At 47.8% G+C, this 22,792-nt stretch carries 20 protein-coding genes; 15 read left to right on the forward strand and 5 right to left on the reverse strand.

Translation table 11 applies throughout. The features are described 5' to 3' along the window. Positions 1 to 44: 44 nt before the first annotated feature. The 4 genes from FBF61_RS02555 to FBF61_RS02565 all read left to right on the forward strand — a co-directional run bounded on the left by FBF61_RS02555 (position 45) and on the right by FBF61_RS02565 (position 3,111). Positions 45 to 266, forward strand: coding sequence for a DUF6934 family protein (locus FBF61_RS02555; RefSeq protein WP_138475594.1), 222 nt, complete (start codon positions 45 to 47; stop codon positions 264 to 266). Continuing rightward, a complete protein-coding gene (locus FBF61_RS34420) occupies positions 247 to 417 on the forward strand; it encodes a hypothetical protein (RefSeq protein ID WP_166444401.1) in 171 nt (56 codons plus the stop codon). Before FBF61_RS02555 ends, FBF61_RS34420 begins: the two co-directional genes overlap by 20 nt. A 166-nt stretch (positions 418 to 583) precedes the next feature. Continuing rightward, positions 584 to 2,305, forward strand: a complete 1,722-nt coding sequence (locus FBF61_RS02560) for an FAD/NAD(P)-binding protein (protein ID WP_138475595.1) — start codon at positions 584 to 586, stop codon at positions 2,303 to 2,305. A gap of 5 nt (positions 2,306 to 2,310) precedes the next feature. Next, entirely contained in the window at positions 2,311 to 3,111 is an 801-nt protein-coding gene (locus tag FBF61_RS02565) for an MOSC domain-containing protein (RefSeq protein WP_138475596.1), read from the forward strand. A gap of 90 nt (positions 3,112 to 3,201) precedes the next feature. Here FBF61_RS02565 and FBF61_RS02570 read toward each other — a convergent pair whose 3' ends face one another. The 5 genes from FBF61_RS02570 to FBF61_RS02590 form a co-directional block, all read right to left on the reverse strand. After that, complete coding sequence (locus FBF61_RS02570) at positions 3,202 to 3,498, reverse strand: hypothetical protein (protein ID WP_138475597.1); 297 nt, start codon at positions 3,496 to 3,498, stop codon at positions 3,202 to 3,204. A 100-nt stretch (positions 3,499 to 3,598) separates the two neighbouring features. Then, positions 3,599 to 4,000, reverse strand: coding sequence for a response regulator (locus FBF61_RS02575; protein WP_166444402.1), 402 nt, complete (start codon positions 3,998 to 4,000; stop codon positions 3,599 to 3,601). A 129-nt stretch (positions 4,001 to 4,129) separates the two neighbouring features. After that, on the reverse strand, positions 4,130 to 5,176 hold the full coding sequence (locus FBF61_RS02580) for a hypothetical protein (RefSeq protein ID WP_138475599.1): 1,047 nt from the start codon (positions 5,174 to 5,176) through the stop codon (positions 4,130 to 4,132). A gap of 84 nt (positions 5,177 to 5,260) precedes the next feature. Next, on the reverse strand, positions 5,261 to 6,067 hold the full coding sequence (locus FBF61_RS02585; protein ID WP_138475600.1) for an oxygenase MpaB family protein: 807 nt from the start codon (positions 6,065 to 6,067) through the stop codon (positions 5,261 to 5,263). Then, positions 6,064 to 6,444, reverse strand: coding sequence for a ribosomal maturation YjgA family protein (locus FBF61_RS02590; protein ID WP_138475601.1), 381 nt, complete (start codon positions 6,442 to 6,444; stop codon positions 6,064 to 6,066). Before FBF61_RS02590 ends, FBF61_RS02585 begins: the two co-directional genes overlap by 4 nt. A gap of 261 nt (positions 6,445 to 6,705) precedes the next feature. Here FBF61_RS02590 and FBF61_RS02595 point away from each other — a divergent pair, with 261 nt between their 5' ends. The 11 genes from FBF61_RS02595 to FBF61_RS02645 all read left to right on the forward strand — a co-directional run bounded on the left by FBF61_RS02595 (position 6,706) and on the right by FBF61_RS02645 (position 22,744). Further along, positions 6,706 to 7,131, forward strand: coding sequence for a VOC family protein (locus FBF61_RS02595; protein ID WP_138475602.1), 426 nt, complete (start codon positions 6,706 to 6,708; stop codon positions 7,129 to 7,131). A gap of 441 nt (positions 7,132 to 7,572) precedes the next feature. Continuing rightward, a complete protein-coding gene (locus tag FBF61_RS02600; RefSeq protein ID WP_138475603.1) occupies positions 7,573 to 8,865 on the forward strand; it encodes an SGNH/GDSL hydrolase family protein in 1,293 nt (430 codons plus the stop codon). Positions 8,866 to 8,960: 95 nt separating this feature from the next. Further along, positions 8,961 to 9,563, forward strand: coding sequence for an RNA polymerase sigma factor (locus FBF61_RS02605; RefSeq protein WP_138475604.1), 603 nt, complete (start codon positions 8,961 to 8,963; stop codon positions 9,561 to 9,563). 92 nt (positions 9,564 to 9,655) lie between these two features. Continuing rightward, the gene (locus tag FBF61_RS02610; protein WP_138475605.1) at positions 9,656 to 10,714 is read left to right on the forward strand and encodes a FecR family protein; all 1,059 of its coding nucleotides are present in this window, start codon (positions 9,656 to 9,658) and stop codon (positions 10,712 to 10,714) included. Positions 10,715 to 10,886: 172 nt separating this feature from the next. Continuing rightward, positions 10,887 to 14,168 (forward strand): SusC/RagA family TonB-linked outer membrane protein, encoded by a 3,282-nt coding sequence (locus FBF61_RS02615; RefSeq protein WP_138475606.1) that lies wholly within the window; start codon positions 10,887 to 10,889, stop codon positions 14,166 to 14,168. An 11-nt stretch (positions 14,169 to 14,179) separates the two neighbouring features. Next, positions 14,180 to 15,634, forward strand: a complete 1,455-nt coding sequence (locus FBF61_RS02620; RefSeq protein ID WP_138475607.1) for a RagB/SusD family nutrient uptake outer membrane protein — start codon at positions 14,180 to 14,182, stop codon at positions 15,632 to 15,634. Positions 15,635 to 15,638: 4 nt separating this feature from the next. After that, positions 15,639 to 18,767: a PVC-type heme-binding CxxCH protein gene (locus tag FBF61_RS02625; protein ID WP_138475608.1), complete on the forward strand. Its 3,129-nt coding sequence runs from the start codon at positions 15,639 to 15,641 to the stop codon at positions 18,765 to 18,767. A gap of 193 nt (positions 18,768 to 18,960) precedes the next feature. Continuing rightward, the gene (locus FBF61_RS02630; protein WP_138475609.1) at positions 18,961 to 19,140 is read left to right on the forward strand and encodes a hypothetical protein; all 180 of its coding nucleotides are present in this window, start codon (positions 18,961 to 18,963) and stop codon (positions 19,138 to 19,140) included. Next, positions 19,106 to 19,636 carry a DUF6169 family protein gene (locus tag FBF61_RS02635; protein WP_138475610.1) on the forward strand — a complete coding sequence of 177 codons (531 nt, stop codon included), beginning with the start codon at positions 19,106 to 19,108 and terminating at the stop codon, positions 19,634 to 19,636. Before FBF61_RS02630 ends, FBF61_RS02635 begins: the two co-directional genes overlap by 35 nt. Before the next feature lie 160 nt (positions 19,637 to 19,796). After that, positions 19,797 to 20,903: a Gfo/Idh/MocA family protein gene (locus tag FBF61_RS02640; protein WP_138475611.1), complete on the forward strand. Its 1,107-nt coding sequence runs from the start codon at positions 19,797 to 19,799 to the stop codon at positions 20,901 to 20,903. Between the two features lie 716 nt (positions 20,904 to 21,619). Beyond that, complete coding sequence (locus tag FBF61_RS02645) at positions 21,620 to 22,744, forward strand: hypothetical protein (protein ID WP_138475612.1); 1,125 nt, start codon at positions 21,620 to 21,622, stop codon at positions 22,742 to 22,744. The last annotated feature ends 48 nt before the right edge of the window (positions 22,745 to 22,792 follow it).

Below are 22,792 nucleotides of genomic sequence, written 5' to 3' on the forward strand. Positions count from 1 at the left end.
GTTATATTTCAGCCAATGGGTATGGGGAATTTTTATAATCTGCGATGGGCGACATCGACGAGAGCGGCGATATTGACGTTTTTTCTAAAAGTAATAATGGAGATATGGAGGCTGTTCTGGCCACAGTCATCAACATTATAACACATTTTTTTAAACATTATCCCGATGCCAAAGTATATGTTAAGGGAAGTACTCCTGCAAGAACCCGACTCAATCAAATTGCAGCAGAACAGGAGTTAAAAAATTTTGAAGAAACACAAGAATAAAGAAAAAGTCAAAGGCAAAACCATTTCCAAACATCCTTTGGACAGGACATTTTCTTCCATTGAAGAGGCAGGAAATGCGAAAATTGACTATATCATCTCCAATAAGCCGGCTTCGTACTGGCCAAAATTAGAAACGGCGATCGGCAAATAAAGCTACCCATCTCGATTTCCGAAGTGTTGTAATCACTGTATTTAATAATCCTTTCAAATGCGTACAGCCACGAACGTTGGTGTACGCTCATGTCTCTGGCACGGCATTTATCTGGTTCACTCCCTATAACATTATTATACTATTCAATTTCGGGGATTGCATTATTATGGCCGGTAAAAAAAATAAAAAACGTATTGCCATTCTTGGGGGAGGGCCTAGCAGCCTGTTTGTTTACAAAAGACTTGTCGAGTCCAGAACCGGTTATGAAATTGATATTTTCGAAAGAAAAAAAGAGCTGGGCTCCGGCATGCCTTATAGTGCGGAGGGCGCCAGTGCCGAACATATTACGAATGTTTCAGCCAACGAGGTTCCTGACATTGCAACCGGGATGGAGGACTGGATCAAAACGCTCGATGAGGCTACCCTCAAACAGTTCCATATCGATCCGGACAAATTCACAAAATACCACGTGGTCCCGCGGTTGTTGTTTGGGCGATATCTATCATCGCAATTTGAGCTATTACAAAAAAAGGCACAAAAACTCGGTATAGTTACGCGGATACATCTCGGGTGCAATGTCGTAGATATTGCTGATCAGCCTGAGCGGGAAAAGGTACAAATCGAAATACAAGGAGGAGAATTCGCGGAATTCGATGCGGTAGTGATCTGCACAGGTCACAACTGGCCAATTGAGCACGAGGGGACTGTTCCGGGCTATTACGACTCTCCATATCCGCCCTCCAAGCTTAAAATGAAGATCGACCATCCAATTGCAATCAGGGGTGCATCGCTGACCGCAATCGATGCTGTGCGTACACTGGCGCGCCAAAACGGATCTTTTCAGCAAAAAGACGATGGAAAACTGGTGTATATACCAGCTGACGAAGACAGCAAGTTCAGGATGGTTATGCATTCCAGAAACGGACTGTTACCGGCAATCCGTTTCCATCTCGAAGAACCGCAGCTGTCCAGCGACTCCCTGCTGACACATCAGGAGATTGCCGAAAACAGGGCAAAAAACGATGGTTTTCTGTCCCTGGACTTTTTGTTTGACGAAAATTTCAAGAAAGGCTTCCGTAAAAAAGACGCGAAGTTTTACAAGAAAATCTCCAATATGAATATCGAGGCGTTCGTGGAAGCTGCAATGGCCGTCAGGGAGGGAAAAGATCCGTTTCAGCTTTTCCGCGAAGAATATGCGGAAGCTGAAAAATCGATACGTGAAAAGGAATCCATATACTGGAAAGAGATGCTGGCAGAGCTGAGTTATACTATGAATTATCCCGCAAAGTATCTTTCTGCCGAGGATATGCTAAGGTTGAAAAAAGTGCTGATGCCGCTGATTTCTGTCGTGATTGCTTTTGTCCCTCAAAGCTCCTGTGAGGAATTGCTGGCACTGAACGATGCCGGAAAACTCACCATTGTTGCCGTAGATGCCGACAGCAAGGTAGTGCCTAAAAAGGAAGGTGGCGTTGTTTACAAATTCAAAGACGAACAAAACAAATCCCACGCTTTCAGCTACAAAACATTTATCAACTGCGTCGGACAACCGCACCTGAACTACGGCGATCTGCCCTTTAAGAGTCTGCTGACAAGAAAGACTGTAAGCCAGGCAATGCTGCGATTCAAATCTGCAGAGGAGGGGCAAAAACAGTTGAAAGAAGGACATGACGAAGTGGTGCAGAATATGAACGGTGATTATTTCCTGAAGGTTACCGGCGTTACGATCAACGACTATTTTCAGGTCGTGAATGAGTACGGGATTGCAAACGAGCGGATCTTTATTATGGCGGTACCTTATATCGGCGGCTACAATCCCGATTACTCCGGACTGGATTTCAGTGAAGAAGCATCAAAGTGCATTGTGGAAAAACTTCATGAAACCATGTAACCAGTATGCCTATACGCCTCGCAGAAATCTGGATTTATCCCGTGAAGTCGCTTGGCGGCATAAGGCTGAAAACTTCGTCCGTAGAGGAAAAAGGACTGCAGTATGACCGACGCTGGATGATCGTCGATAAAAACGGAGTATTTCTGACGCAGCGGGCCAACCCGAAAATGGCGACCCTGGATGTCATGCTCCATGATAACGGCCTGATATTATCCAATAGGTTTGAACCTGGAGATCAGGTTTCGGTACCTTTCATTCCCGTTACAGAATCGCCCGTTCAAGTCAAGATCTGGAATGACACCTTCTGGGCTCGTAAAGTAAGCGACGAGGCTGACCAATGGCTGTCGCGGCAACTGGGCAAAAATGTCGGCATAGTAACTATGTCCGTGCACACTCACCGGGAAATGAATCATGCTGATGCAGCGCCCGGACGGACCGTAAGTTTTGCCGACGACTTCCCTTATCTGATGATCTCGCAGGCATCCCTGGACGACCTCAACAGCAGGCTTGCTGAGCCGGTAGCCATGCGGCGGTTCCGCCCTAACTTTATCGTTTCCGGCACCGATCCGTTCGCCGAGGACTCCTGGAAGCAAATTAAAATCGGGAATGTTGGATTTGAGGTTAAGAAACCTTGCGAAAGATGCGTCGTCGTGAATATTGACCAGCATTCAGGTAAGAAAGGAACCGAACCCCTAAAAACCCTCGCTACCTATCGGAAACAAAATAGAAAAGTGCTTTTTGGGCAGAATGTGATCAGTATCGGGAATGGAGTTTTGCGGGAAGGGGATGAAGTAGTGGTATTGTGAATTGATAGAAAACTAAACACAATACTTGTAAAACCATTTTGCTACATCTGCTTCATCAATTTCGTCCCACATTTTTTCATCTCCAATTCTTTACGCTATTTCTGATGCTTTTCTGGCCAATTGCAAAGATCTGTAATACCGGCTTTCAATTTTGTCAACAGGAACGTCGTGACCGTTTTTTTCAACTCTCAAAGTAATCGTATTGTCAGGGTAAAGTTTCACAACCCAGCCATCTTTAACTGTCACAACGTACCCCATTAACTCCATAGCTTCCTTAGCCGCAGCTTTGCCTGCTTGTTGCGCTTTGCTTACCAACAATCTTTTCGTCAAATAAGCATAACCGTCCCTGGTAGTGTGTCCTGATGAATTTTTTGTTTTTTCTTTCATAGCAATAAAAATACTTTAACGGGCTCGCGCGCAACCTCTGCTTTTCCTTTTTTCACACCGAAAGGATAGGAGTTGTGTAAAGGAACGTATAACAGTATCATCATCTTCCTAAAAACCTTGTCAATATTCCTTTGAGAATGTCCAGCAAAGCCTTAAAAGAGTTTGGTTTTACTACAAAGTCATTTGCACCAGCTTCAAGCGCCTTCTTTTTAAGCTCGGGGCTACTGGAAGTGGACATCATTACGGCCGGAACTTCTGCCAGCCCAGGCTCGGATTTCAGCTCTTTAATTGCTTCAACTCCGTTCATTTTAGGCATATTCATGTCTACGAGCACAACGGTTTCACTCAGGTCATCCGATTTCCTGACGTTTTCGACCAGTTCTTTCCCGTCCTCCGCCTCAACAACGGTCAAATTGGGATTGGCCTCTTCCAAAGCATCCTTTATAAGCATTCTATCATCCTCGTCGTCATCCGCGAGATGAACTGTCTGACCTTCGTCCATAGTTATCATTGTACCTTTGACATACAAAAATATTAAATAATTCTGTATCCGCATTTTTCAGGGCGTTACTTGGTCGAAGACTTTGGAATAATGGGCACCAAAACGACTTGCCGAGACGCTATCTTCGTATCACATTTCTTTGTCCAGCGTTTCCACAAGCCTGTTTACGGCTTTTAGCCACACGCGCTTTCCCCGTGCGTTCCAGTGGCCATCCCCTTTGTGAAAATATTCAGGGTGACCGCTGATCACGTTTCGAATGGACAACAACGGAACCTGAAGTTCGGGATGCCGCTCAATACGTGCTATCTGATTGTTATATTGAAATCGCTCCGGCTCACAGACAGTGACTTTGTTAGGGATCATGCAGAAATAAACATCATCGAATCCCAGGCCCCGGTAGTGCGCACGGATCGCATTCATGTTTGCTACCACCGTGTCAATGGAAGAATCGGGTATGACGGAAAAGGAAGAGAGATTATGTTTTGGGCTGGCTTCCGCTTCATAAAATAGGTGCTCGTGATTTTTTGATATGATTGCGCCCGGATGTGTTCTACCAAAGAGCGACAGTACGAGTTGGGCCTTTAGTTCTTTAATCAGTAAAATGGGCCTGAAATTAAAAAGCATGTACTCCATCCGCCGGTCGGTCTGCTCCGTTAAATTACAGAACCAGAAAGAAGGCGACTTCTGCGTCAGCTTTTCCGGCAGCTTCTTTCTTACCCCGACCTGAAATCCTTGTTCGAAAAATACCTTTTGATAATCCTCTTTCAGCCGCAACTGAATATTCCTTTCGATAATTTCTATAACAAGCACAGATATCTTTTCAGGATCAGGTGCGACGGTGTCGGTATTAACCTCCAGCCAGACATGATAGTTGCGGTCACCGGCATAAAAACTGGTATCCATCGTAGTAAAACTGTCCCCGATGATGTATAAATCGACATTACCATGTCTCCTGACGGGTTTATCGGAATCTTCCAGCGCATCGGTTTGGCCCAATTCGTGCTCTTTGAATTTTCGTAAACAGGAAAAACCATAAAGATCACCGTAACGCGCCTGCCCAGATATCCAGCCCCAGGACTCGAGCCGCCTTTGTAACTTGTGAGACAGCCCCACAATCAAAACGAGGGCAGCTGTTGAACATAAAACAATGCGGAACAGGCGTTTGAAGAAATCCATATTGAACCAGAAATTAACCTGCTTCAAAAAACTACACACACTTCCATCCGCCAAAATCGATTATTCACCGGTCTGTTTCCGTTATTAACTGGAATAGCTTGTTCGAAGATCTTCTTCGCGCCAATTATCTTCGCGCCGGGTATCCAGCGAAACAATCTGTGATATATACTCCGTCGGCAGGATCAGGTCCCTCATGGCCTTGTGCAGCCGAAAAACCCGCATCAGCTTATAAACCGGCAATATAACCGACAACAAAGACCAGCTTCCGAGTGAGAGCAGCTTTTTCACGCGTTGGGGCGCGATCCGGGTCTGTACTTCTTTCAGCAAAAGATATCTTCCCAGACCAAGATGCTTTCTGTATTGTTTGTACAAATCGACCGAAAAATTACTCTTGATAAGGTTTTCCGAAAGATGAGCTTGGCGCATAACCTCCCAGTCGGAATAATTTAACGGCAAACCGGGAATGCCCATCCCCTCACCCACCCGGCCAAAAACTTCAAATACATCTGCCTTTTCATCTTCTGTAAGGTTTCTCTCCAATAGCTCGTAAGACCGGATGGAATAATCGACCAGCATGAACAGCACATCACGGTAAGCGCTGTCTGGGATCCGCGCACCCCGCTTTTCTTCCACTCCTTTATGAATCGCGCCGATCTGTTCAATGGCTTTCAGTGCCGCGTTTTGCTCCGAAAAAACAATCTGCCGGGCATAGGAAACAGTTGAAAAAAGCCTCCCCAGCGGATCGGCAGGAAGCCGCCCTGTGAAATAAAGCCAATCCACCGACTTATTCAGAGCAAATTCAGCGGACGCACCCGCAAAAATGAAAAGTATGGTATCCGCGTTTCCCCATATCTCCCGCACAATCGACCCTTCCTTTACAAACCATTTCATATTTTCCGGAGGCGCACAGCCCGTTTTTCGATGACTACTACAAATAAGATACCCAATGTATAAGCGATGATATCCGCCCAGGAAAAACTCGTACCGATCACACTCCGGGCCACCAGGTTGTTTTCCAGACCCAGCCATTTGACGAGTTGCAAAAACTGCGCAAACTCTATCAGACAAGCAAAGATCAAAACAGATATGGCTGCGGCCGGGACGTCCAATGTGGTTGTACCCCTCAGCAGACAGTATAACAAAATAACAATCAGAAAATCGCCGCCCAGAGGCCGGATGAACTTATCGTGCATAAACATGGCAATGATCACTTCTATACAAAAAAGCAATAGTGCCAACCCCAGATAACCTGCATTAACTTTAAACATGATAGTTTAATTTAAAAAAAGTACTTTGAATTGCAAAGTAAGTAACAACCTATGACTTGCGCAACACCCATTCGATTCCCTTCGCTACTATTTTGAAATACCCTGGGGAAAGATGAACTTAGTATCACGATTCCGACACCAATATTGTCCCGACCACCCCCTGAAAATGTCCGTTTCAGGGAGTATGGTAAGTGCAGCAGCCCGCTAATTTTGGATTATTAAAAAGCGCTAAACATTTATCCACCTAAAATTTGTTTCGTCATGCCAAAACTGAACACTTACCTTAATTTCGACGGCAGATCGGAAGAGGCTTTCAATTTCTACAAATCTGTTTTCGGAGGTGAATTTTCATCTTTACAAAAAATGTCCGATATGCCCGGAGCAGAGCAGCTTGCAGAAAATGAGAAAGACAGGCTGATGCATATTTCGCTTCCTATCGGCGAATCGGATATACTGATGGCGTCGGATATCATACCTTCCATGGGTCACAAACTCAACGTTGGCAACCATTCGTATATCTCCGTATTTACCGACAGCCGTGAAGAGGCCGACCGTCTTTTCGCAGGATTGTCGGCAGGGGGCGAGATAGAGATGGCACTGGAAGACGCGTTCTGGGGCGACTATTTCGGAAGTTTTATCGACAAATTCGGCATAGGCTGGATGATCAACCATCCGAAGCAAGACTAAAAATCAGGCCTTGTCCTTTTTTTAACAAATCCTTTCAGACCACAGTCCGGTATGCAAACTCCCATGTTGCACTGCCGAGCGGTGGTCTTTTTTGTTTCCTAGGTGACGGATGCTTTTCCGAAGCAGGCTAGGGTTTTGTCCTAAATAAATGGCGAAGCAAGCCCCAATCGCCCTCGCTTTTGGTCCAGGTGAAGAAACAATCGGACTCAAAGGATTTGATTGCGGCTTTCCGGATACCGATGCAAAAAGAGCGATGCACGGAGCTGATTCTGAAATTTATACACTGAATGGCCCTTGTACGAACTGGAACCGCAGTAAATACGTTAGAGGCGTTGAGGCTGGCTGCAAACGAAATTGGCCGTCATCCCCCTCCCGCAGACCTAAATAGATAAAATGAAAGGAGTACCAAAGCAAAACCCGAGGTTTTAATATATTAGGAAAATGAAATATCTACTGGCCTTATTCTTCGCCTTAGTCCAAACCGGTTGTGACCCGACAGTCGGCAAAAACGTGCCTGAAGTCGATGTACCTGACACCAATGTACCGGACTCCAGCGCGCTCCAGGCGTACCATATCCGCGGCGGACTTCCAAATTTTTTCAGTAAGATCAAGTCGGGAAAAGAAGTGCGGATCGCTTACATTGGCGGAAGCATTACCGAGGCTAATAATGGCTGGAGAGACCTTACTTTCAAGTGGTTTCGGGAAAAATACCCTGTGACTCCATTTTATGAAATCAATGCGACCATTGGCGGTACGGGTTCCGACCTGGGTGTTTTCAGGATGGATAACGATGTGCTGGTGCATGAGCCGGATCTGGTTTTTGTGGAATTTGCCGTCAATGATTTTGGACGGGACCAAGGGGAGATCCGGAAAACCATGGAAGGAATTGTCCGCAAAACCTGGAAAAAATACCCTTCCGCGGATATCTGCTTTACCTATACGCTGGCCGAAAATATGTTGGAACCGATGCAAAATAGCCAATACCAAAGCTCGGCCATAGCGATGGAAGCAGTTGCGGAGCATTATCAGATCCCTTCGGTGCACATGGGCGTGGAAGTGATCCGTTTACTCGAAGCCGGCAGACTTATTTTTACCGGAAATCCTGAGGAACATCCCGACAAAATTGTTTTTACAAGAGACAAAACGCATCCGCTGACAGCTTCCGGACATCCGATTTATGCAAATGAAGTGACCCGTTTTATGCAAATGATGGAAGGCAACACTGCGCAAAAAACGCATCCACTACCCGCTGCATTGGAAAAGGACAACTGGGAGCTGGCGCAGATGATCCCATTGTCGCAATTCAAACTGAACGAAAAATGGAAGGTACTTCCTGCGTCAAATTCGATCAGCAAGAGGTTTGTCAAATTTATGCCCATATTGTACCAGGCCGATCCCGGCGCTACTTTCACGGTGAAGTTTAAGGGCAAAATCCTGGGTGCCTACGATGTCATCGGCCCCAAAACCGGGATCGTTGAAATCACCGCAGACGGGCGAAAATCCACGGAAATTTACCGGTTTGACCAATGGTGCGACAACTACCGGAAAAACAGGTTTTTTGTAAAAGACCTTTCGGACGGAACGCATGAAGTCACTTTTCAGGTGCCGGGAACAACCTTCGATAAAGCTGAGATCCTCAAAAAGAGGAACATTACGATCACCAACCCGGCCGACTATGCCGGTTATGGCTGGTTTGCCAGTTCCATAATGCTGGTTGGTGAGCTGATCAACTGACGGACGGTCAGAATTACCGCTGGGTGCACCCGCCCCAAGCCCATTTTGCCATTATATTCCTATATTTGTTGAAAACTCGTGAACGATGTTGTAGTATGGAATTCAGCAATGAGGCCATTGGAGATGACCCGCTTTTGCAGGAACTCATCAATGGGGACAAAAAGGCTTTCACAACCGTCTATTTCAAATATAGCGCCCAGCTGTACAGCAACATTTTACGCCTGACCAAATGTGAAGAGACTTCCAAAGAAATACTGCAGGAACTGTTCCTGAAAATCTGGGAAAACCGAAGGCAGATCGACGTATCCAAATCATTCAGATCCTATCTCTTCATCATCGCTCAAAACCTGGTGTACGATTATTTCCGCAAGGCGGCAAGGGATAAAAAGCTGGGCGACTATATCGTTTCGTCTGCCGCCCTTTATTACAGCCACTCCGAGGAAACGGTTATTTACGACGAAAGCCTCCAACATATCAACCAGGCCATCAATCAGCTTTCGCCGGTCCGCAAACAGGTCTTTATCCTGTGTAAAATGGAAGGTAAAAGCTATGAGGAAATTGCTGCCCTTATGAAAATATCCCCTTCGACCATCAGCGACCATATTGTGAAGGCCAACCGCGCCATCAAAAAATACCTCCAGATACACGGCGACCTGGCCGTATCCCTGCTGATCTGGACGCTCTTGTCTGACATTTGAAAAAAAATTTAATTTTTTATTACTCCCGGAGCAGAGGATAATATTTTGTCAAGCGTATTAAAGATAAAATATCATCAAAGGAATTAAAGGCTTTGGAGAAGAATGAACAAATAGAGCTGCTTTTCGACCGTTACCTGGCTAACGATTGTACGCCGGCGGAAGTGCGCAGGCTCATCGGCTATTTCGGGGCGCCGGAAGACGAGGAAACACTGCGCGCACTTGTAAGCCGGCAGCTGGGATCTGCGCCGCAGGAGAATGCAGCGCTGACCCCGGCGGTAGACGAGGTATACGACCGGCTTATGAAAAAACTGATCTTCAGAAAAGATGCCACGCCCGCTCCAAAGACACAGGTACCCACTAAGCACTTCTCATTTCCCGGGTGGTCGAGGTTAGCGGCTATCTGGCTGGCATTGCTGGTCAGTATTGGCGGTGCGGTTTACTTTTTTGCCAGGTCCGGCGGCGGTTCTGATGAAACTGCCGGTGAGGTCGCGACGCCTTTGCACATTGAAAAAACAGCTACGGGCGAAAGGCGCAGGATTGTACTCGAAGATGGTTCGGTGGTGTGGCTAAATGCCCAAAGCAAGCTCTCCTACCCGGTTTCATTTGAGAAAAACATCCGGGAAGTCAGCCTGGAAGGGGAAGGTTATTTCGAAGTTTTCAGGGATACCGAGAGGCCATTTATCGTGCGTTCGGGAGCAATCATCACGAAGGTGCTTGGGACAAGTTTCAACATCAAGGCATACCGGGAAGACCCTACTGCTTCGGTAGCTGTACTGACCGGCAAAGTTCAGGTAAACTCCAAAGAATCAACCATTCAGATCACTCCTGACCAGCAGGTTTTATATATCCGTAAAAATGGCAATATAATTAAACAGGACGGCATAGATGCCAAAGCAAAAAGCACATGGAAAGACGGGAAGATCCAGTTCAGAAACGTGCTTCTTGCCGATGTCGTCAAAACATTGCAGCGGAATTACACAGTCGATATCACCTATAGCAACCTTTTGGCCACCTGCCCGGTCCATGCCGATTTTGAGGCGGAGACGCCTGTCGGAAAGGTATTGGAAATGTTATCGGTTTCTTTCGGCGGCAAAGTGACAAAACGCGGAGACACACAATATTATCTTGACGGAACCTGCCTGCAACCTTGATACCACCAACTTTTGTATGCCTATGACGATAACCCAGAGACTTCAAAAATCCCCGGAAATGATTCCGGGGAGCTATTAAAATGAAAGTTTAAAATTGTGTACGCCCGCAAGCCTTCGAAATCTGACGGTCGTGACAAAACCATTTCCTTAACATTTTAACCATATCAAAATTATGAAAAAATCTCTCCCAAGGGGTGAAGTAGTGCATTATATTCTGTTAGCAATGAAATACAGCGCTTTTTTCTACATCCTGATCTGCTCAGTCTGCTCGTTATCGTTTGCAGGCGAATCTTATGGACAAAATCTGAACAAAGTCATCACCATGCGTCTGCATCAGGTGACGCTGAATGAGGCCCTCGATAAGATAGCCGCTGCCGCAGATGTGAAATTTGTTTTTGTGGGCGGAACGCAGGATAACACCAGAACTGACCTGAAAGTAAACCGCGAAAAGCTGGGCAAAATGCTCACAAAACTCCTCGAACCTTACGGCCTATCGTACATCATTATGGAAAACAGCATTGTGATCAGGAAAATAGAGACGAAAGTCGGAGCCGTTCAGGAAAGGCCGGTGTGGCCGGCAAAAAATGAGCTGCGTATAACCGGCAGGGTTACCGACGAAAAGGGCGAAGCGCTGGCTGGCGTGAACATTGTCGTCAAAGGTACCAGCCAGGGAACCAATACCAATATCGACGGCTCCTACCAGATTTCGTTACCCGACAATCCGACTACTCTGATATTCAGTTTCGTAGGATATGAAAGCCATGAAGCAATCGTCGCCGGTTCAACGATACTCGATGTATCCCTGAAATCGGATATCAAAGCACTGAACGAAGTAGTAGTGGTCGGCTATTCCTCCAAACAGCTTTCACAACTTTCCAGCTCAGTGGCCGTGGTGACCGGCAAGCAGCTCAACGACGTAACTTCCAACAATACCACCAACCTGCTTCAGGGAAAAGCCCCTGGCGTTATAGTCTCCAATTCGTCAGGCGACCCCAATGCCACTCCCAGCATTGTCGTGCGGGGTTCCAGCTCGATCACAGCCGGTTCGGGGCCTCTTTTTGTGGTTGACGGGATCATCGGAGGCAATGCAAATCCCAATGATGTGGAGTCGGTGACGATACTGAAAGACGCAGCCGCAACCGGTTTATACGGTTCCCGCGCCGCCAACGGGGTTATCATTATCACTACCAAATCAGGCAAGACAGGCAAAACACGTATCGACTTCAATGCTTCCGCCGGTTTTAACAATGCTACGACAGGTAAATTCAAAGTCATGGATTCGCGCCAGTTATATGATTATGAAAAGAGCTTTTACCCCGCCGACCGCTTCGACAAAGAAATTCCGGCCAGCGTGATCTCGCAGAATACCAACTGGCAGGACCTGGCTTTCCGTACCGGCACCACCCAGAATTACGTGCTCTCCCTGTCCGGCGGTTCTGAAAAAACTAAGTTCTATATTTCCGGTAACTATTATAATGAAGAAGGTACATTGAACTACAATGTAGCCAGACGGTACAATGTAAGAGCCAACATCACGCAAAAGATCAATAACAGCCTCAAACTGAACATCAAGGTCAACGCAAGGCTCAATAAACAGGAGTCCGACCGGGCAGGGCTGGACGGTGCTCTATATGGTGCCTACAACAATATGCCATGGGATAATCCATACAATGCCGACGGTTCCGTGAACAAAGGCACCGACGGCGGCTGGTATGGCCGGGAGCAGGAAAACTTTCTGCACGGCTGGCAGTACAACCTCAACCAATCCAACGGTTCAGGCCTCGACGGTGATGTGAACCTCGACTATACCATTCTCCCGAACCTCACTTTTTCTTCTTACAACCGGGTAAGCTATTCCAATACGAACAGTGAATTGTATTACGATATCCGGGCCAAAGCAGGAAAGGGTCTCGGCCGGCTCACAAACGGGTTTATCAATAACCTTTCGCTGATCACTTCCAACCGGCTGCGTTATGACCGGACTTTTGGTAAACATGAGCTCAGTGCGCTGGCGGTGGCTGAGGCAGAGAAAAACAAACTGGAAAACAACTCCGCGACCGGAGAAGGATTTGCTCCCGGCCTGCACGTGATGAACACCGCTTCCCGCATCCTCGCGGCTACCGGCAGTATCAATGAAAATGCGTTCAGCAAAGGTCTGGTGCAGCTCGACTACAATTTTGACAACAAATATTTTGCGGTAGCATCCTATATCAACGAGTCCTCATCCCGTTTCGGGGCCAACAACCGCTCCGGTAATTTCTACACATTGGGTGCTTCCTGGGTTTTAAGCAATGAAAACTTCTTAAAGGGTTTCACGCCTTTCGACCTGCTGAAACTCCGGGCGAGCTATGGTGTGACGGGCAATGCAGAAATCGGGAATTACCAGTCTTTCGGGCTGTACAGTTTTGCGACCCAGTATGCAGGAAACTCCGGTGCATTCCCTTACCAGATGGATAACAACGACCTGACGTGGGAAAAAGCCAAAAGCCTGAACATCGGGCTGGATGCCGGTTTATACAAACGACTGATGCTGAGCATTGATGCATACAATAAGACAACAGACGGACTGCTGCTCAACGTGGAACTGCCCTATACCAGCGGCTTTGGATCGGTGATCAGAAATGTAGGTGCTATCAGGAACCGCGGACTGGAACTGAGCCTCAACAGCGTCAATATCGAAGGCAAGTTCAGATGGGAAACCAATTTCAATATTGCGTTCAACCGGAGTAAAGTACTCAAACTGGATCAGGGCAAGGATATCCGGCAGGGAAACCTCCTGATCAGCGAAGGAAAAGAGCTTTATACCTGGAATATGCGCAAATGGATGGGTGTAGACCCTGCCACTGGCGATCCGCTGTGGGAGAAGATCACCGCCGGCTCAAACGGAGAAGAAATACGCAGCACGACCAACTCTTATAGCGCAGCTACCCAGCAGGATGTGGGCTCTGCATCGCCGGATTTCACAGGAGGATTCAGCAATACGTTCATTTTCAAAGGATTTACCCTGTTTGGTTTTTTTAACTTTGTGAGCGGCAACAAAGTTTACCACACGTCCAGGGCATTGTTTGATTCCGACGGTGCTTATTATACCTACAACAGCATGGTACTCGCCGACGGATGGAACCGCTGGGAAAAAGCAGGGGATATAGCAACCCATCCGAAACCTGTTTTCGGAGGCAATAAAAATTCCAATCAGGCCTCGTCCCGCTACCTGGAAGACGGCAGCTACATCCGTTTAAGAAACGTGAGCCTCTCCTACCAGCTGCCCGAGCACCTGACCAGGAAAGTCAGATCGGACAACGTGCGGGTTTTCGTGAGCGGGGACAATCTGGTGACGTTTACCAAGTTTTCCGGCATGGACCCCGAAGTGGTGCTGGGACCTTCCGGCGGTACTTCCAGCATCAAATACCCCATCAGTAAAAAAATCCTGTTCGGAATCAATATCGGCTTCTAAAACGTGAAATCATGAAAGCTAAAATCATTTACCAACATATACTTTTTGCCCTGATCCTGCTGCTGACCGCCTGCGACAATGAACTGCAGCCTTATGACAGCAAGTCGACCGACGTGGCCCTGGCGACGCCCGCCGACATCCAGATCGCGACTTATGGAAATTACGCCATGCTTGTAAAAGAAGCATATACCCGGCACTTTCTCACCCTCAACGAATGGCCTGGCGACAATGTGGTGCAAAGCGGGGCTGACGGTGACCAGGCATCCCTGGGAGCGTCTTACCTGCATATTCCGGCCATGTATCCTACTACCGATTTCTGGGCACAGTCGTACAAACTGATTTATTCTACCAACCTCATCATCAATAAAATAACTGACGGAGAATCGCCTCTGCTGGATCAGCTCAAAGGTGAAAACCTGTTCCTGCGAGCTATGGCCCACTTTAATCTGGTGCGGCTGTTCGGACGTCCGTATCCACAGAACAAGGGCGAAAATCCGGGTGTACCGGTGGTTCTTGGCTCGGACGAGGAATTGTACCCGGCCAGGAATACGGTGAAGGAAGTTTATGAAGCCGTGATCGCCGATCTGCTTAAAGCAGGCAACCTCATGAAAGAAGCTAAAAACGCGAACTTTGCCTCAAAGGAAGTCGTCGACGCACTTTTATCGAGGGTGTATTTGTATATGGAGGACAATGAAAATGCAATTTTGTATGCCAATAAAGTGATCAGTTCCAACCGCTACCAGCTGGCTTCGACAGAAATGTACAAGAAGTCCCCTACCCTAGTGCCGGAAACAAACCCCGAAACGATCTTCAATTTCAGGCATACATTGGCGGATAACAAGGACAAGAATGCCGTCGGCTCCCTGTACTACAATGATCCTGAGACATTGTCGACCGGCTGGGGCGAGTATTATACCTCCGAGGCACTTTGGGATCTTTTGAACGAAAACCCTGCCGACGCCCGGCTTGCTTTTATCACCCCGCATTATATCGACGGCGTTCTTCAGTACCGCGGTACATCGCCCCAGTATTTTATCAACAAATTCAACTGGCAGGAAGGTATTGCCAACCTGGCTTCGCCCGTATACCTGCGCCTGGCCGAAATGTATCTCAATCGTGCGGAAGCCTACGCCAAAACCGGAAAAAACCAGCTTGCGATCGACGACGTCAACCTGATCCGCACCCGGGCCGGTCTTTCCGGAAGTGCCCTTTATACGGTTACTGCATTGAAAGGCCGGGGGAGCGTATTAAACGTCGTGCTGGAAGAGCGCAGGCTGGAACTTGCCTATGAAGGCCACCGGCCGGGCGATCTGTACCGGAACAATCTGCCGCTGGTGAGGGCATATCCCGGCCTGCACGGTACGGACAATTTTCATTTCAGAGTAGAACCATCGGATCCGCGTGTTGTATATTATATTCCTGAACGTGAGGTTAATATCAATCGCAACCTGATCCAGAACCCTTAGTAGCATGAAAGTAAAACTTAGCATAACCATTCTGAGTCTCTCAGCATTATTTTTGATCGGCTCCACGGGCAAGAAAACGGAAGACGCGCCGGGCCTGCTGGTTCCGGAAGGATTCACCATCGAAAGTGCGGTAGCCTCCGGCTCGCTGTCTTACCCTATGTTCGCGAGCTTTGACGGCAGCGGCCGCCTGTTTGTTTTTGAATCGACGGAACCCAATACCATGGGGACCGCTCAAATGCTTGCCTCGCCTTCCTATCACATCCGCCTGCTGGAAGATACCGACGGGGACGGGAATTTTGAAAAAAACCTGATTTTCGCTAAAAATATCCCGTTTCCCAAAGGCGGGGTATTTTACCAGGGCAGCCTGTATGTAACGGAAGCCCCGAACCTGGTACGCTATACGGATACGAATGGTGACGATGTTTCGGATAAAAGGGAGGTAATCCTCACCGGCTGGACGCTCAATTCCAATGGTGCTACCCTGGGCGGACCGTTTTTCGGCCCCGACGGCTGGATGTACATCACCGATGCCCGGCGCGGGTTCAATATTACGACCAAAGAAAATAAGGTCCTCAAAGGGAAAGGTGCCAGGATCTGGCGGTGCCGCCCGGACGGCACCGGCCTGGAAGCCATGTCAGGAGGCGGTTTTGACAATTCTATTGAGATCGCTTTTATGCCTTCGGGCGAAACCATCGGTACCATGACTTATTTTGTGGACCCGCAGGACGGCCAGCGTGACGCGCTCATGCATTGGGTCGAAGGCGGTACTTATCCGAAACCCAATTCTGTGATCGCCGAAGACGGCCTGAAACTAACCGGTGACCTTATGCCTGTGATGACCAAAATGCCCCGGGTCGCCCCATCCGGCATGATGCGTCACCGGGGTGCAGGATTTGGCCCTGACTACAAAGACAATCTTTTCAATGCTGAGTTCAATACGGGCCGGATTATGCGGCACATTGTTTCGCCCGACGGCGCTACCTATAAAACTGTGGATGAGATATTTATGAAATCAGCCAGCTCCGATTCACATCCTACGGACGTTTTGCAGGATGCGGACGGAAGCCTGCTCGTGGTCGTGACCGGCGGCTGGTTTATAGAAGGCTGCCCGTTGTCGAGGGTTGCCAAGCCGGATGTAAAAGGAGGCATTTACCGGATCCGGAAAACCGGCGCACCCGCTATCAGTGACCCGCGCGGGAAAAATCTGGATCTTGCCAAACAATCTCCGCGAAAATTGGTCGGATACCTCACAGATCCGCGGCCGGCTGTGCGCGACAATGCTATTGAACAGCTGGTTTTGCTTGGTAACACTGCCGTAAGCCCCATCGTTCAAGCGTTGCCGGGTATCAAAGACGAAGAAATGCGGGCGGCAGCCATTTTTGCTTTGTCAAGAATCAATACCGCTGCTGCCTGGGTGGCTGTGCGCAATGGTTTAAATGACAAAAGCATCGTGGTACGAACCGCTTCGGCCAGGGTTCTGGGTTTGGCGAAGGATGTAAAATCACTGGATAAGCTCCTGACATTGGTTCAGAAAGATGCCCTGCCCGTTCGTCGGCAGGCCGCTACTGCTTTGGGCCAGATCGGCGATGTGAAAGCTGTACCCGCCTTGCTGCACGCGGCTTCCGATGTCGATGACCGGTTTGTAAAACATGCGATCATCCATTCGCTGATCCTACTCAAAAACACCGGCCCATTGGTAAAAGCATTGGAAAATCCATCGCCGAATGTCCGTATCGCCGCACTCACTGCACTTGATCAGATGGATGGCGCACCTTTGAAAAAAGAATACCTGGCACCGGTACTGGCCAGCAAGAACCCGGCGCTCAGAAGTACCGGAATCTGGATCGCGTCCCACCAACCCGAATGGACCGATATCGTTATCAGTTTTCTTGAAAAAAGCCTTGGCGACGGCAACCTGTCCGATACAGATGCCGCGGCGGTAAGCGATATGATGCTGACTTTCATGAAAGAGCCGGGCTTGCAGGATTTCGTGGCCAGACAGCTTGGTAACCCTTCCGCGACTTCTTCCCGGAAACTGCTGATGTTGCAAGTTATTTCCAGATCAACATTAAAAAAACTGCCCGGAAAATGGGTCACCGAAATCGGAAAACAACTGCAGAGCAATGATGCCGCAGTCCGTTCGCAGATCCTGGGATTAATCGAATCCCGCAGGCTTAAGGCCCTGAACAGCAGCCTGGACCAGATTATCCGGGATGAAAAAACCTCGGTCGATTTCCGCCTCAAAGCATTGAGTGCCAGGATCATGTCGTCGCCAGCACTGTCCGATACCGAATTCCAGATGCTTGTGAAATATACGGGCAAAGAATATGACTCGCCCGTCCGCCAGCTTGCGGTTCGCTTGCTGAACCATGCAGAACTTAATGATAGTCAATTGCTTGTCATAGCCCGCACCCAGATCGGCAAGACAGATCCATTTCTGCTGCCTGCCCTTATGGAGGCATTCGAAGGAAATAGTAACGAACAAGTGGGCAAGGAACTGATCGGCGCACTTCTGTCCGGTAAAGGGCGGCTGGACAATTTATCTGAACAGGATTTCGCGAGATTATTAAAAAAATTCCCGCCTGCCGTCCATGAAATGGCCGAGCCGCTGGTTGCAAAACTAAAAGCACAGCATGCGGAAAGGCTGGCACATTTGCAGGACATGGAAGCCCGTCTCAAAGGCGGCGATGTAGGCGAAGGACGCAAATTGTTTTTTGGCAAAGCATCCTGCTACTCCTGCCACGCGGTCGGTTCGGAAGGCGGCCGTTTTGGCCCGGACCTTACCAATATCGGCGAAATACGTTCCAAGCACGATATTCTGGAAGCGGTGGTTTACCCGAGTGCAAGCTTTGCAAGGGAGTATGAAACATTCCGGGTCGTGACCAAAACCACTGCCTATACCGGTATCATCAAAGAACAGCTTCCCGAATCCATCGTGATAGAAGTAGGTCCGGCGCCCGGCTTGCGTATCCCGAGGTCGGAGATCACTGCCATTGAGCCACAAACATTATCCATGATGCCGCCGGGGCTCGATCAGCAGCTGACGGCAACGGAAATGGCCAGTCTGGCCGCGTTCCTGGAAGCGCTTCCGTACCGTCTGGACCGGATGATACAGGCCCGGGAGAATAAGTAAATCAGGATTTTATCAATGGTATATCGGTATGGAAGAACCGGGGAGGCTTCAAAAGTGTTATTTCACTAGCTTAATACGAATGTTATAAGGGATGCCAGCCTGAGAGATTCGGTTTTCCGTTTTAGTTTGATATTTATTTTAACAATATATTCGTACAAAATTATTGTATCGTTTTAATCGCTCTAAAAATAAAATGGATAACACAACCATCGCGACACCAGCACAAGGTGCTGATGGTGCAGAAAAGGCAAGAAAATTAGCCATCATCAAAAAAATGAAAGATGATAAGCTAGCCATGTCTAAGTTTTTCAGCGGAGAAGTGTCAATTGAAGAAATTCATGCCAGAGGTATCAAATTTATCAAACCGATATGAAATCATCACTGATAGTCCTTTCAATTACTATTTCATAACTGATAATAATGTACTGTTTGTAGCATATTTCTCTCAGACCCCTGGTTATTTCCCCGGAACGCAGTTTGACAACGATGTCATCAGTTTTACATTCGAGCCAATCGGCAAAATTGGTGAAACGAAGAAACTAACCAGAGGAGAAAGATTTGATCTGCTGAGCATGCCCGATGAAAGGATAAAACCAACAATTCAGTATATCCTGATAGAGGCTATGAGAAAATCTCCTGAGAAATCGATTCATTTTATTTGTGAAGGAATTGATCAGAAAGAACAAATGAGAAACAGGCTGTTTGGGTTGTGGCATAGTGAAGTAATTAGAAATGGGGATCTGCGCGTGACTAAGTATGATGCCAATTTAGCTAACCTGGGAATTGGGTCTATTTTTGTTGCAGATGACAACCCTCACCATCACGTCATAAGAGATAATTTTTTGGCACTTTCAGACCTTAATAAATAACATAGCTTATTGTAAAAGGCTACCGGATTACTCCGGTAGCTTTTTTTAGCGCTTGTTATCAGTCGGAAGGAGCTGAAATGTATGTGAGAAAAGTGGTGTTGGCGCCTTTAAAATAATGTATGTGAAAATTTAAAAACCATTATCCTAAATCCTGATCAAAATGTCTGACCAAACCAAGCCTTTGCGCGTCCTCGTTGTGGGGTGCGGCAACATGGGATCGTCCCACGCCACCGCCTACCATCACCTCGACGGCTTCGAAATCTGCGGAATTGTTTCTACCGGAAAAAGTAAAGAAGTTTTAAATGAAAAGCTGGGCGGCGGATACCCGCTTTTTAACAGTTATGAAGAGGCACTGGAAGAAACCAATCCGGACGCAGTCTGCATATCCACCTACCCGGATACGCATGAGAAATTTGCAGTCCTGGCGTTTGAAAAAGGATGTCACGTGTTTATCGAAAAACCGGTAGCAGACTCGGTGGAAGGTGCTGAGCGCGTCGTAGAAGCGGCGGTAAAGGCTGGCAAAAAACTGGTCGTAGGCTATATTTTAAGACATCATCCGTCGTGGGAAAAATTTGTGGAACTTTCACAGGAACTGGGTAAACCATTGGTGATGCGCATGAACCTGAACCAGCAAAGCCAGGGAAGCATGTGGACTTTACACCGTAACCTCATGAAAAGCCTCAGCCCTATCGTGGATTGCGGCGTACATTATATCGATGTCATGTGCCAGATGACGCGCTCCCGCCCCACCCAGGTATATGCCATTGGCGCGCGGCTGACGGAGGAAATACCCGCAGGAAACTACAATTACGGACAATTGCAGATCCGGTTCGAAGACGGCTCAGTGGGCTGGTATGAAGCCGGCTGGGGACCTATGGTGAGTGAAACGGCCTTTTTCGTGAAAGATGTGATCGGGCCCAAAGGCTCCGTATCGATTGTAGCCAAAGAGGCGGGCGGGGCCGGAAAATCCTCTTCGATCGAAGCCCATACCAAAACGGAATCCATACGGTTCCACCATGCGGATCTGGATGCGGATGAAAATTTCGCAAAAGAAGACAGCTGGATCAACCTTGAAGACGAACCCGATCACCAGGAGCTATGCAACCGTGAGCAGCGGTATTTCCTGAATGCGATCCTGGAAAACACCGATCTTACCGATCACATGGAAGACGCCGTCAACAGCCTTCGCATCGCCTTTGCCTGTGACGAGTCGGTACGTACCGGGCAGGTAGTGCGCATGGAAGCCAGCGTCACTTCACCGGACTGATGTATACGCATGGGCGGCCACACCCGAAAATGATCAGGCCGCCCATGAAAAAAACATATATAAAGATCTGACAAAGCATCCAGGACTACACCCCCTTCTCTTACCATTCCAAACATCCTTCATTAACACCTCTTTATCCAGGTCATTCGCCGGGGGCGAAGTCCGGGATAATATTGAGAAAAGCAACGATCTTTTCTTCAGGGCTTTCAACGGTACTAACAGTGCATTCAGAGTTCTTCCCACCGGAACATTCCCTGCAAAAAAAACGATCTCGGAACAACTCGTGTTTAACATTGGCGACTTAGTGACCTATAAGAAAGAGGGCATCATGTGTAGCAAATTATCTACAATGAGTAATTAAGATTAAAATAATTCTACAAAATTTTTAGGATTATTTGTTCGCTTTGCGTTAGATTTAAGATAAGTTATTAATCATTCCCCGGTGGAACGACTTGAAATTTAAATCATTCTTAAAATTCATGAAATTATCCTGTACGGAAACCAATTGTGGTTTTTCGCAGTCTGCTTTGTGTTTTGTTTCCATATTTTTTGCTGGAAATATGTCAGGGTTGCTCCTGTTACGGGTACCCTTCTTCTGGCAGAACATACTGTGAATTAAACATGCTGATCTGCGAAAGCGTATAATGGAATTCGTTCGAGGGGCCACCGGTGGGTATCACTCTATCTATCAGCATTAACTCACTACAATGTCAAACATGAAACATTTACTCATGCTGCTCTTGGTAGCATCCGCAGGAGCGACCCTGGCGCAAAACCAGATTTCCACTCTCCCGGGCCAGCCTTTAAAAGTATGGACCGACACAATGATCGTCAACGGCCACATCAGTCTCAACAGCGGCCAATTGTTCTTCGATGGCTCACAACTGATGGCGATAAAAAAGACGAATCCAGATAATATCAATATTTTGGTCGGCCCCGGCAGCGGCAACCGGACGATGACAGGCCAGTGGAATTCTCTTTTTGGCGAAGGATCGGGAACGGCCCTGACGACGGGAAGCAATAATACGTTTTTGGGTAGGCTTACCGGGCCCGCCACCACCGACGGGAGCAGCAATGTGTTCATAGGCCATAAAAGCGGTGTAACGAATACCCGCGGCTCTTTCAATGTATTTGCCGGAAACGGATCGGGAAGAGCCAATACGCTGGGACATTCAAACCTGTTCCTCGGAATGGACGCGGGTTATGGCAATGCAACCGGTTACAACAACGTATTTCTGGGCCGCGATGCAGGCCGGACCAATGACAGAGGATTTAACAACACTTTCCTGGGAACCAATTCCGGTGTGAATAACAGGGGTATGGGCAACGTATTCCTGGGATATGGAGCCGGAGGGGCTGAACTGTCGGGGAGCAACAAATTGTACATCGCCAATTCTGAAACCACTACTCCGTTGATTTATGGAGATTTTGCAGCCGGCAAACTTGTATTTAACGGAAAAATTGGAGCCAACACCTCAACTTTCCCGAATTCGGTGACTTTATACCCGTCAGGGGGCACGGTAAATACATCCGGATATCAGTTGTTCGTCAAAGGTGGTATCCTCGCGGAGGCGGTGACGGTCGCAGGAGGCTGGGCAGATTATGTATTTGAAAAGGGTTATAAATTAAAAGCTTTATCAGAAGTAGAGACATTTATAGCCGAAAACGGACACCTGCCGAACGTCCCATCGTCACGGGAAGTAGAAAGTTCAGGGGTTAATCTGGGGGAAATGACCCGCATCCAGCAGGAAAAAATCGAGGAGCTTACACTGTATTTGATCAACCTGAGCAAGGAAATTGAAGGATTGAAGAAAATAATCCTTGAGTTGGCCGATAAGTGAAAGTAATTTTGCTGGCGGAGGCAAAGTGAACACTTCAAAACCTCAGAA

This window comes from Dyadobacter bucti (assembly GCF_005869225.1).
GTDB lineage: Bacteria > Bacteroidota > Bacteroidia > Cytophagales > Spirosomataceae > Dyadobacter > Dyadobacter bucti.